The following is a 12,592-nucleotide window of genomic DNA, read 5'->3' on the forward strand; positions in this document are numbered from 1 at the left end:
CACTTTTACTCGTTTTGTCACGACCGGGAACGTGAGTGTGACAAAAATGAAGTACTCATTCGAGTCTGTTAACAAAAACACATTTATTAATTATCTCGTTGAACTCGCAAGTTGCTGGGCGATATTCATCGTAATTACAGGATTGTTCATGACGATTTACCGAAAATATTTAAAGTCTGGCGCATCAACAATCACACGTAAACAATCTGCAAGAGTGCATGCCGTTCTCGTTACTGTATTAAGCATACCACTCATCCTGTTAATATTACTCTTAACTAAGAAAAAATACGCAATATAGGAAACCCGCACGCTGAATATGCGTGCGAATCATTTTATTATTCAATATTTTGTTTAATTTTCTTTAAATCTTCTTCTGAAACTTTAAAAGCTACCTCCCCAGTTTCAAGATCAACCTCTGCCAATACTTCAGCCGTCCGAGGAAACAACCCTCTCGTCAGCTTTAACTTTAGTGGAATCGAGGCATTATTGGTCATCGTCTTAAATACTTTTTTCATTTTAAACTCCCCCTTTGAATATATATTACCAAATTTTTGATTATGGTAATATTAATTTAAAGGAGTGATTATATGAGCAAAGGATATAAATATTTTTTAACATTAGCAATCATACTCGCTATATTAAATATTATATTTATCTTAATTGATTACGAATGGCGTGGAGTCTTTAGCTGGGCATCCTTCAGTTTAATAATATTGTGTGCATTCATACTAATGGTAAGAAAGTTTATGAAAAATGAAGATCATCTTGGCTCATAAATATTAAACATGAGCCAAGATGAACCAATCCCTTCATTAAACAAGCATTCTTTCATTAATATCTTCATAATAAGCCTCGATTCTTAAAATGTTCATTCATGTGTAACTCCGGTAAACAACCATTCAGTAAATCTTGTTTATTAAATAACGAAGGATCAAATACTGAAAACCACAACAACCACAAATTTCGAAACTTCCAGTATAATCTTCATCGTAAGGCTCTTCTTCCAGAAAAGAAAAGCCACATACTAAACATTAACATTAGACAATCCTCTGTAATTACCAATGCTCATATAGGCATAATTTCAAAGTTATTTCACTCCTTTTAAATAATCAAGTACGACTGTACCAACTGCTTGTGCTGAAATGAGTAATGATTTTTCTGAGATGTTGAATTTCGGATGATGATGTGGATATATTTCTCCGTCTTCAGGTGCTGCACCTGTATATATAAATGCACTTGGTCGTTCTTTAGCATAATATGCGAAGTCTTCAGATGGTGGCTGAGGTTCGCACATTTTCACTTCGAAATCGAGTGATGCATCCTTTAAAGTTTGTGCAACATAGTTTGTAAATTCAGGATCATTGTATAATGCCGGATAATCGTCGTTGTATTCCAGTTCACAAGTAACACCGTACATTTCTTCTAATCCTTTACTTAATCGTTTAATCTCACGTTCAATTGTTGCTTTCGTATCATCTGTTAAACCACGTACGTCACCTTCGATTTCAATTGAATCTTTAATGACATTGAACTGACCTTTACCATCAAATGAACCGATTGTTACAACGCCAGTTTCAAATGGGTTTAATCGTCTTGATATGACTGTCTGTAATGCTGTTACAAAGTAACTTCCTGCTACGATTGCATCATTTGCCATATGTGGTGATGAACCGTGACCACCTTTACCGATAACTTTCAGTTTAAAAAATGCACGTCCTGTCTGAACATAACCTGATTTATAGAACACTTTACCTACCGGCATCGTACTCATAACGTGTACACCAAGTACGTTATCAACCCCGTCTAATACGCCCGCTTCAATCATACCTTTCGCACCACCTGGTGGTACTTCCTCTGCTGGCTGATGAATAACAACAACTTTACCTGTAAATACCTCTTTCATCTCTGCTAATGTTTCAGCTAACACAAGCATATATGCTGTATGTGCGTCGTGACCACATGCATGCATCACACCTTTATTCACCGATGCAAATGGTAAGCCTGTATCTTCTGTAATCGGTAATGCATCAAAATCTGCACGAATTGCTAATGTCTTTCCCGGTTTACCAGAATCAATCGTCACTTTAATGCCGCGTTCACCGATATTCGTTTCTACTTTTACGTCTTTCCCTTTATAGAAATCCGCAATATATTGTGCTGTTTTCTCTTCCTGGAAAGAAAGTTCTGGATGTTGATGTAAGTAACGTCTAATCTCAATCATTTTGTCTTCTTTTGCTTTTAAAGTTTCAATTAATTGTTTATTCATGTTCTTCATCTCCTTATGTATATTATTTATTCTCTTTTATTATATATAAAACAAAAAAGAACAAATTATGAAACCATAGTTTGCTCTTCTTCACGCATACAATTATTCATCTTTCACATATTCAAACAAATCTTCAGGTTGACAGTCCAGCGCCTTACAAATAGCTTCAAGTGTTGAAAACCATATATTTAGATGAAGCTGTCGTTCTGCAAATGATTGAACAAGGCACTTATTTAGTTCCAACACTATTAGCACCCATTTCAGTGTTAGAGTTCGCTGAAGAATTAGGAATGAGCCAGGTTGCGATCGATAAATCTAAGGAAGTATTACAAGATCATATTAACAGCTTTAAACTAGCTCATGAAAAAGGTGTGAAAATAGCAATGGGCACAGATGCAGGGGTTTTTAAGCACGGTACTAACTTGCGTGAATTAGAACTTATGGTTAAATATGGCATGTCAGAAATTGATGCAATTCGAGCATCGACAATTACAGCAACAGAATGTCTTTGTCTAGATAATGTCGGACAAATTAAATCAGGCTATTTGGCAGATGTTATACTCGTTAAGGAAGATCCGCTTAAAGATATTAGTGTTCTTAAAGATACAGATAATATTAAAATTGTTATCAAGGATGGTGATATAGTAAAATCAATTTAAAATAAGACGCATAATAAAAAATACTTATGATAAATTATTAAAATATAAATAGATTAACAATATACATTTTTTGAAACCCCTTACATAAACATTCAGTATTTTGATACAATATAATTGTATACAAAATTCAAAAATTTAAAGGGGGGTTTTTTATGAAAAATTTTATTAACAAAAAAGGCTATTTAACACATTTCTCCGATTCTATACAACCATCTAAAGAAGTAGTGTCATACAATAAAGTTCAGCTTACCGGGCTTTTTCTTGGACCATTACTCTTTATATTATTCCAGTTTTTCATTCAGCCAGCTGGCATTGAAGGACCGGCACGATTTGTATTAGCTGCAACGCTATGGATTGCTACATGGTGGATTACAGAACCAATACCGATAGCAGCAACTTCATTATTACCACTCGTGTTATTTCCTATAGGTCAAATAATGGATGCAGGAAAAGTAGCAGCCAATTACGGCAATGATATTATCTTCCTATTTATGGGTGGATTTATTTTAGCGATAGCTATGGAGCAATGGAATTTACATACACGTATTGCACTCAATATCATCAATAAAGTCGGTACAACAACATCTAAAATTATACTAGGATTTATGATGGCTACAGGTGTAATGAGTATGTTTGTGTCAAACACCGCTGCCGTTATGATTATGATACCAATTGGACTTGCACTAATTGCCGAAGCGGAAGTGTTAAGTACGAATCAGGTTAATGAAAATTTGAGAAAATTTGAAAAAACATTAGTCCTGGCTATAGGTTACGCCGGAACAATTGGTGGTATGGGGACATTGATTGGAACACCACCCCTCATTCTATTAGCGGGTCAGATGAAAGAATTATTTGGATTTGAAGTTGGATTTGGCCAATGGATGCTTGTTGGTGTACCGAGTGTAATTATTTTACTCTTAATTACATGGTTGTACTTACATAATTTTGCCTTTAAATCAGATATGACAGAGTTACCTGGAGGTAAAGAAGTAATAGAACGTGAATTAAATAAATTAGGTAAGACGACAAGAGAAGAAAAGATAATACTTGTTATATTTATACTAGCTGCAACACTTTGGATTGTTCGTGGATTCTTCTTTGCAAATATTCCTGCACTTAAACTGATTCAGGATGGCACAATCGCCATGTTCATTTCAATTCTACTGTTTATGATACCGACGAAACGTAAATCTGGTCGTTTACTTGATTGGTCCGTCGCAAAAGAAATCCCTTGGGGTGTACTCTTACTATTCGGTGGTGGCTTAGCATTAGCAAATGCCATTACGACAAGTAAACTAGATGCATGGTTAAGTGATCAGCTAATATTATTAAAAGGCATGCCAGTGATATTGATTATTGCAGTAACTGCATTATTCGTATTATTCTTAACAGAAATTACATCAAATACTGCCACTGCAACGATGATTCTACCTATTCTAGCTGCACTTGCATTAGCAATTAATGTTCATCCATTAGCACTGATGATACCAGCAGCAATGGGTGCGAACTGTGCATTCATGTTACCAGTAGGTACGCCACCAAATGCAATTGTCTTTGGTACTGGCAAAATTAGTATTAGAGAAATGGCCACAACAGGATTCTGGCTCAACATAATCGCATGTGTGATTATCGTAATCGCTGTATATCTGATTGTACCTTATGTATTTGGTATAGATATATCACCTTTCCCAGCAGCATTGAAATAATACTACTATCCAGTTGCTTAGCAGCTGGATGTTTTATTTATAAAATTAATACAAAGCATATTTCAAATATTAATAGTTATCATTCAAATTTCAATTGTATTTTCTGTGACTATCATGTACTCTATTCTTACTTAACCATTCTAAAAAAAAAGGATGTCACATGGAGAAAAAAAATAAATTAAGTACAAGAAATCCATATTTAGTTATTATCAGTGCATTCTTAGTCTTCCTTACGATCGGTACTTTATTACTTTATATGCCATTCTCTCAGAAACAACCTACATCATTTGTAGATTGCTTGTTTATTGCAACGAGTGCTTTTACCGTAACAGGACTGGCAACAATTGATATAACAGCCAATTTCAATTATATCGGCTACATTATCATTATGATACTCGTTCAGGCCGGTGGTCTCGGAATTATTACTTTAGCCATGATCGTGTTTATCATGCTCGGTAAGAAAGTAGGATTCAAAGGAAGATCACTCGCTACTGAAGCTTTAAACCAACAGAATACAGGCGGCATCATACGTCTTGTACTGATACTTTTCTCAGTCAGTTTAATCTTTGAAAGTATTGGTTCTTTGTTACTCTGTCTGGAATGGATTCCTCTATTAGGATTTAAAAGAGGATTATTCCATAGTGTCTTCACTGCAGTTAGTGCGTTTAACAATGCAGGGTTTGCTTTGCATAGCGATAATTTAGTGCAATTCAGAACGAATCCAGTCATCAACTTTATCATCACAAGTTTAATCATCATCGGTGGAATCGGATTTACAGTTATTCTTGATCTATACAAAACAAACCACTTTAAAAAACTAAGAGTGCATACGAAAGTGATGTTATTCAGTACATTAATTATTAACTTTTGTGCAACACTCATCATCTTTATACTCGAATATGGCAATAAAGCAACACTTGGTGGGCATTCAACCTTTGATCAGTTCCAAATGGCTTATTTCCAGGCGATTACGACGAGAACAGCAGGATTTAATACGATTGATATCGGTGCGCTTACGACACCAACCATCCTTATTATGATGCTGCTCATGTTTATCGGTGGTGGACCAACATCGACTGCCGGTGGTATTAAATTGACAACAACCGTCGTTATCATATTTGGTACATTAAGCTTCATTAAACAAAGAGAACATTTAAGTTTATTTAAACGTACGATTGACCCAAGATTTTTATTTAAAAGTTTAGCGATTGCAGTACTGAGCTCAGGATTCTGTTTTACCATTGTCTTCTGTCTCGTGCTGGCAGAACCGAATCTACCATTCTTACCACTTATGTTTGAAGTCATATCAGCATTCGGTACAGTTGGTCTGACGATGGGGATTACAGGTAAACTCTCGGTCATCGGTAAACTCCTTATCATCCTGATGATGATGATCGGTAAAGTCGGTGTACTGACAATCGTCCTTACATTCTCTAGACCAAACAAACAACTTTATAGCTATCCAAAAGAAGACATCTTAACAGGATAAAAAAATTCGTAGCCATCAAAAGGCTACGAATTTTTTCTTTAATATACAGTTTGTTTCGGATCTTCTCCGTATTTATTTGGACCATAATTACCACGGATGAAGTTGCAGATAAATAAGAATAACCACGGCAGTGATAAAAGCAGTGTCAACATCAGCATCGGTGCCAATCCACCCTTATCGGTGAAATCAATCGGTAAAATAGGATAAACGTGTGTGAAAATGAAGCTAAGAACTACATCAACCGTCATAATCACAATCGCGATTTTACCGTTAATATTAATATCCTGTAAGCGACGACTCGCCTGAGCCATTGCAGGAATCGTATTAATATATGGGAATAATGTCATTACGAAAAATCGGTAATGTTCACTCAAATGTGCTTTATTGCTTGAAATTACATCGATAATCATAATTAACAATCCAATTACCAATTCAATGATGATTGTCGCTAATAAATTTAACCAGTATTCTCTACGTCGTGCACGTCCAGAAAATTGAAAGCCTTTCGTCCAATATGCAATGACCGCATCTTTCATCGACATATTATTTTGCATGACCTTCACCTCTTACCTTTACAGCGATATGCATATCTCCATCTTTTAACTGGTTCGCTATTTTCTCAAACTTATCACTCGATTGCTGGAATCTCAACGTATAATTTACATTATCCACTTGCTCTTCTGCTTTAATATCCGTAATACTATCCGTTTCATAAGTAAAACGTTCATACTTACCAGCAGTATATTTGTTGTCTTTCAAACTTACAGGGATAATTGTATATTCTTTAAAGATATCAATCTGATTTCTATAAACATAGAAGTTCATTTGTTTAGATTTAATCACACCGATCAGTTTTCCGAAATCATCTTTTTTCACGGCATTCACCGCTTCTTTTTCAGTTGCATATGATTTCATCGCGTTTTGCATACCTATTTTACGCTTATCATTATCAAACCAAATACCATTTCTACCAACTGTGATGACACCTTCTTTCGGTGTTAAAGATATGCTTAGACCGTGTTTCCCATCGTCATCCATCATCTGTTTATCATCATCAGAAACGTCGCCAAACTTCCCAACTTTAAAATCAAATGTCCCTGCCTTACTATTTACTTTCCAGGACTTCTGTTCGAATTTTTTATTGACCTCTATTAATTCTAGTTTGTTATCAGGATATGTTAATTCTGTTTCATTAGCATTTTTAATTTCAATCAATCCTGTATATAGATAGTCAGACTTTCTATAGAAACTTTCAAACATCTGCAGAATATAATAATGATTATTCGGCAATTTATAAATGCGAGAAGATCTGGATGCGATATCCATACCTGCTTCCGTTAAATTGTTTTCCATATCACTAATAGTATCACCATAACTTCCTAAAACACCCTCATCACCATACAGTTTAGTCTCATCAAACTTATTTCCTAACACATAATCTTTCGTATCCAGTACAGCACCTAAGGCTAGTATCGCGATTAATATACCCAACAATATCTTTTTCATCATCCATCTCCTATAGATATTTGTTATTTTTACCATTAATTCATATTAGTACTAAATGTCATAAAAAGTCAATAAATGTTAGTAATCATTTTTATATTATTCTATTTGAAAAACTGCTTCAAAAACTAACATTATAAATCAAAAAAGATGAGCGCAAAATGCACTCATCGATTTACCAGCTTCACTTAATATGTTAATCACCTTGCTATTATCCCCGACAAATTCTGTTTTGTGCTTCCAAAGACTATCCTATTTTGATTGCTTTTGTTTAATCTCCTTAATTTCCTGTTTATCAGCTGACGCTTTAATAAATGAACCAATAATTGTTCCTAAAATAGTAAATGACATTGCATATAATCCGGGAGAATGAATATCGTTCGCATTATAATATAGATGTAGCAATCCGCAACACAACGTGATAACAGCAATCATCATATATTCATATTTTCTTTGAGCCACTCTTTTTTCCAGACCAGCTAGTCGGTTCGTATTTAATAGCTGTCTCAATCTTGTTTCTCTTGGAATAGCTAATAGTGTCCCAACCATTATTAAACAAATAAAAGCTGCTAAAAACGGCTCTTTATACAGGTCAGAATTGGAAAAGCCCCAAATTAATATTCCGATTAAAATAACATAAAACAGATAATTCACCCATAGTTTACTCGACATATGATCCCTCCTTTGTTTTTAATATTTTATTCAGTGAATTTATTACTGTATATAAAGAAATAGAGTAATTTCATCCATTAATTAAGTTGATCAATATCTTCAAAATCATAATCTTTATAAAGTTGATCGCGATCGGTCACCTTGTTCTTAGAATTTGCAAACCATGGGATGATGATAATGAATAAGATACCTATAGTACTCGTACTATGCATAATCACATTTGAATAGTAACTATAAGCATAAACTAGCGGGATTCCTATAAAACCTATCGCTAAATATACATTAGGAGACTTTCTTAAAAATCTGAATCGCTTAATTTCTGTTGATAAAGTTGTTAAGTAAATAAATAAGAATATAAAAATCATGAAGCTAAATCTTTTAAACTGATCAATCGCTTCCAGGCGTTCTGCTTCTTTCTGAGGTAAATCGTAATAAGGATAACCTATAAATAAATCCTTTAAGATATAAATAAGAAATAACAGAAAAAGCATAAAAGCACATATCGATGGTATAAGCATTAGTCTCTTATATAAATGAAATGGTAATTCACCTATAAAATTAAATATGTTCTTCACATAATACCGAAATGTTTTCTTGAAATCTTTATTGTCCATAATGCACCTCAAATACCATATTAATACTATTGTATTACAATTACTGTAAGATGGAAAGTTATACTTAGATTTGGCAAAGATAATATAAAAAGCCAATCAATGAATAGATTAGCTTTATGAATGAATATTATTATAAGTTTTATTTTTATACATTGTCTCTTATTTCTAAAAGTTTCTAACTCTAAAAGTAAGATAATTCACGCCTTTGAATAGAATTAGTTTCACTTCATTCTATAAGATTATATTTAAGTTAAAATAAGCTTAAAGCGTAAAAGTGGTAGTTATACCAACACCTCACTGTGTCAGTGAGGTTTTTATTTTTTATAAAATTCTAAATTAATTACAGAGTAAAGTACATATTTTTCACTACTTTGAAATTCTAAAATATGTATCTTAAAACAAATCTCTATGAAAATTTTATTATCCACATGAGTAATCTCAAAAACAAATAGGTCAAAGAACAATTCATTTACAACTCTACAAATAAGATGTTATTATTTTTTTAACGAGGATTCCTCACATAGATACACCAAACCCCTTTTCTGGTCGGACAGAAAAGGGGTTTAGTGGTGGGCTTAGTCATCTACTTTTTTTGCTTACCTTTACTATTTAGCCAATAAGTAAAGTAAACGACTGTGCAAATATATTATTCACATGGTTTATATAAAATTAGATATGCAACGTATAACGGTAGACTGTAGGCTTTGTCTCCAGAGATGATGTTATATTAATTTAAGAAAGTAGACAATTCATTAATTATTAAATTAAACTTTTACTTTCAATAGTAATCTACCCCATCACCTTATTCAGTCCATCGTATCACCTCGTCATTATTCTCCCATCAACCATTGTAATGCATTCAATTTTTGTATCCCATTATAGTTTGCTGTTTGATTAAATTGATCTAGCGTTAATAAATACTTCGGATACTGGTCATCAATGGATTCTAATGATCTTAATTCTCTTTTCAAAGTGCTTTCGTCTAAAGTTGATAATGCAACTTGATAATATTCAATACTATTATCCGGTGCAATTGCTACAAAGTCGACTTCATATTGATTATTTTCACCAACATACACTTCAAAACCTCTACGCTTAAGTTCTAGATAAATTATATTTTCTAGTATATGTCCATAATCCTGTAGATGATCTCTCAATACTAACTGTCTTAACCCAGTATCAACGGTATAATATTTTGACTGGCTTTCCAGTAAAGCTTTTCCTTTAATGTTATATCGCTTTACTTCATACATGATTAAACTATCAAGAATGCCTTTTACATAACGATCAATCGTTTGATGCGCTATTTTATATCCTTTTGAAACTAACGTATTCTTAATTTTATTTACTGTAACTAAACTGCCTATTGAAGAGAATAATGCTGCAATAATACGTTCTAGTACACCAACATCCTGAATATTCATTCGCTTTACAATATCGTTTAAAACGACTGTTGAATACAATCCTTGTAAATATTCAAAGCGTTCTAATGGGTTATCAATTCTAATTGCATAAGGAAAACTTGTTTGTATATATGCTTCGTACAAATCCGGCAACGAATGATTGCTACCTTTCTGCTCATGCCAGGTCACAAATTCCTTGAAAGACAGAGGTAACATATTAAGTTGAACATATCGCCCCGAAAGTAACGTTGCTAATTCACTGCTTAAAAAGTATGCATTTGAACCGGTGATATACAAATCGACATTGTCTTTTAACAATAAAGAATCGACTACTTTTTCAAACTGATCAATCATCTGAATCTCATCCAGGAAAATGTAAGTCTTTTCAATTGGGTGAATTTTATCAATTAAATACTGGTATAGATCCATATAATTCAATAGATGATGATAGGATATATCTTCAAAATTGACCGCAATAATCTGTGATTGGTTCACTCCTTCAGACAATAACTCATCCTGAAATAACTTAAATAAAGTTGATTTGCCAGATCTTCTAACACCAGAAACAACTTTAATAACTTGCTTATCACGATGTCGTCTTAGGAAATTGATATATTCTGCTCTCATTACTAATTCACTCATAAGTTTCACCTCAACTTTAAACTTTTATATAAATTATACCAAAGTTTCACTTCAACTTTAAACTTTTGGTTATTTTTGATAGAATTTAACTTGGAATTAAAACTTTTTAATATATTTTAATTACAGATAAATTTATATTTTCTCCATCTTTTCCGGATAGTCCAAGTATCCGGAATTGTTGAATCCTTAATATACACAAAATAAAAAAGTAAAAGCCATTCCGAATAATTTTCGAAATGGCTTATAGGTTTAATATTCTTCCTCTACATACTCTTCATCGATTGCATCTTCTGAATAATCATATTCTTCATAATAATAATCTTCTTCAGAAACATCTGATTCATCATAAGTTTCTTCTGTTTCCTCTTCATAGTAACTATCTTCGTAACTATCATCAATGTCTTCTTCATAATATTCTTCTGGCTCTTCTTCTAACGATTCATCCTCTACATACGAATCGTCATAATAGTCATATGAATCCTCATAATCAGTGAAGTCATTTTCTGTGTAATGATTAATATTTTCTTCTGACAAATCATAATACTGATTGATATCAATATTATTTTGCGATTCATAATATTCCAGATATGAAAGTAGTCCCATCAACTGAAGATACGCGATATATTCTTCAAGTGCTTCACTTGATATTTCACTTTTCTCTTTTATCTTTTGACTAATTTCATTGTATTTCTCAGGATCTATATTTTCTGCTTTATTATTTTCTGTTTGAGGGGATTTATCTTTAAAGAAGATATACTTTTCTGCACCTTCTATATCTTTCAAACGTTTGCCTTCATACATTTTCAAGAATTCTTTATACAAAGGATTTGTCCATTTCTTTCCTTCAAAGTCAACATAACTCACAACAAATGGTTTAAAGCTATGCACTCCAATTGTACTATCAATACGGTAGCCTTTATCTTCACCGAAAGTGCCATACCCTTTAATGTTTGCTGCATCTGCTGTTACGCCTCTGAAATAACTCTTTCCAAAATCGATATCACCTTTAATTTTTATCGGTAATCCATTTTTATCCCACGCTACAAAACCGTATTGCACGTCTTTTATATCTTTATCTGTATTATTTTTAATCGTCGTCTGTAAATTATCAGGATATAACGATTTAAATTCATCGTGCAGGACAACATACTTTGCATCGACAGCATATAGGTCTTGTTTCTTAATAGCCCGTTCAAGACGCGCTACAGTATATTTTTCTTTTTTTTGTACTTGTTCATCATCTGATTTTTCCGCTACTGATGCTTTTTCACTGCTAAGTAAATCTTTCTCTCCTTTTACATAAGGTAATGAGAGTAAAAAGAATATTCCTAGTAAAATAGCAGTGATAAATGTTGCAAATAACCCCTTAACTTTCATGAGATGCCTCCTCTTAGATGTTTTTAATTTAAATACATGTCTATCACATATTATATAATCGTTTTTATTAAATTAAAATATTAATTTATAAAAATCTTTTCCGGATAGTTCGAGTATCCGGAAATGTTGCCACCTATTTCACTAGTTTTATCCCCATCTTTTCCGGATAGTCCAAGTATCCGGAATGTTGCCACCTATCACACCAGTTTTATCCCCATCTTTTCCGGATAGTCCCAGTATCCCGAAATGTTGCCACCTATC

13 protein-coding genes and 1 pseudogene are annotated in these 12,592 nt (G+C 33.2%); 5 read left to right on the forward strand and 9 right to left on the reverse strand.

Annotation, left to right across the window (positions count from 1 at the left end; genetic code table 11):
* Positions 1 to 46: 46 nt before the first annotated feature.
* Positions 47 to 298: a hypothetical protein gene (locus tag BFS35_RS13770; RefSeq protein WP_146608863.1), complete on the forward strand. Its 252-nt coding sequence runs from the start codon at positions 47 to 49 to the stop codon at positions 296 to 298.
* A gap of 37 nt (positions 299 to 335) precedes the next feature.
* Here BFS35_RS13770 and BFS35_RS10150 read toward each other — a convergent pair whose 3' ends face one another.
* A complete protein-coding gene (locus BFS35_RS10150) occupies positions 336 to 515 on the reverse strand; it encodes a hypothetical protein (protein ID WP_099580893.1) in 180 nt (59 codons plus the stop codon).
* 72 nt (positions 516 to 587) lie between these two features.
* Between BFS35_RS10150 and BFS35_RS10155 the strand changes: the two genes are divergently transcribed.
* Entirely contained in the window at positions 588 to 776 is a 189-nt protein-coding gene (locus BFS35_RS10155; protein WP_099580891.1) for a hypothetical protein, read from the forward strand.
* A gap of 311 nt (positions 777 to 1,087) precedes the next feature.
* Here the strand turns inward: BFS35_RS10155 and BFS35_RS10160 are convergent, their stop codons facing one another.
* Both BFS35_RS10160 and BFS35_RS14020 read right to left on the reverse strand, forming a co-directional pair.
* A complete protein-coding gene (locus BFS35_RS10160; protein WP_099580889.1) occupies positions 1,088 to 2,266 on the reverse strand; it encodes a M20 family metallopeptidase in 1,179 nt (392 codons plus the stop codon).
* A 102-nt stretch (positions 2,267 to 2,368) separates the two neighbouring features.
* Positions 2,369 to 2,452: pseudogene (locus tag BFS35_RS14020) on the reverse strand (helix-turn-helix domain-containing protein); the annotation flags it as partial.
* Positions 2,453 to 2,478: 26 nt separating this feature from the next.
* Between BFS35_RS14020 and BFS35_RS10170 the strand changes: the two are divergent.
* From BFS35_RS10170 to BFS35_RS10180, 3 genes are all read left to right on the forward strand, one after another.
* Entirely contained in the window at positions 2,479 to 2,925 is a 447-nt protein-coding gene (locus tag BFS35_RS10170) for an amidohydrolase family protein (RefSeq protein ID WP_099580885.1), read from the forward strand.
* Between the two features lie 152 nt (positions 2,926 to 3,077).
* The gene (locus BFS35_RS10175) at positions 3,078 to 4,631 is read left to right on the forward strand and encodes an SLC13 family permease (RefSeq protein WP_099580883.1); all 1,554 of its coding nucleotides are present in this window, start codon (positions 3,078 to 3,080) and stop codon (positions 4,629 to 4,631) included.
* A 160-nt stretch (positions 4,632 to 4,791) separates the two neighbouring features.
* Positions 4,792 to 6,120: a TrkH family potassium uptake protein gene (locus BFS35_RS10180; RefSeq protein WP_099580881.1), complete on the forward strand. Its 1,329-nt coding sequence runs from the start codon at positions 4,792 to 4,794 to the stop codon at positions 6,118 to 6,120.
* Positions 6,121 to 6,158: 38 nt separating this feature from the next.
* On the opposite strand, the gene BFS35_RS10185 is transcribed toward BFS35_RS10180, so the two are convergent.
* From BFS35_RS10185 to BFS35_RS10210, 6 genes are all read right to left on the reverse strand, one after another.
* A complete protein-coding gene (locus BFS35_RS10185) occupies positions 6,159 to 6,674 on the reverse strand; it encodes a DUF805 domain-containing protein (RefSeq protein WP_099580880.1) in 516 nt (171 codons plus the stop codon).
* Positions 6,664 to 7,626: a hypothetical protein gene (locus BFS35_RS10190; protein ID WP_099580878.1), complete on the reverse strand. Its 963-nt coding sequence runs from the start codon at positions 7,624 to 7,626 to the stop codon at positions 6,664 to 6,666. Before BFS35_RS10190 ends, BFS35_RS10185 begins: the two co-directional genes overlap by 11 nt.
* A gap of 249 nt (positions 7,627 to 7,875) precedes the next feature.
* Complete coding sequence (locus BFS35_RS10195; protein WP_099580876.1) at positions 7,876 to 8,295, reverse strand: hypothetical protein; 420 nt, start codon at positions 8,293 to 8,295, stop codon at positions 7,876 to 7,878.
* A 77-nt stretch (positions 8,296 to 8,372) separates the two neighbouring features.
* The gene (locus BFS35_RS10200; protein ID WP_099580874.1) at positions 8,373 to 8,909 is read right to left on the reverse strand and encodes a hypothetical protein; all 537 of its coding nucleotides are present in this window, start codon (positions 8,907 to 8,909) and stop codon (positions 8,373 to 8,375) included.
* Positions 8,910 to 9,739: 830 nt separating this feature from the next.
* Complete coding sequence (locus BFS35_RS10205; RefSeq protein WP_099580872.1) at positions 9,740 to 10,954, reverse strand: ATP-binding protein; 1,215 nt, start codon at positions 10,952 to 10,954, stop codon at positions 9,740 to 9,742.
* Positions 10,955 to 11,203: 249 nt separating this feature from the next.
* Positions 11,204 to 12,331 (reverse strand): DUF5780 domain-containing protein, encoded by a 1,128-nt coding sequence (locus BFS35_RS10210; RefSeq protein ID WP_099580870.1) that lies wholly within the window; start codon positions 12,329 to 12,331, stop codon positions 11,204 to 11,206.
* Between the last annotated feature and the right edge of the window lie 261 nt (positions 12,332 to 12,592).

Origin of the sequence: Macrococcoides goetzii (assembly GCF_002742385.2) — a bacterium.
In the GTDB taxonomy this organism is placed as follows: domain Bacteria; phylum Bacillota; class Bacilli; order Staphylococcales; family Staphylococcaceae; genus Macrococcoides; species Macrococcoides goetzii.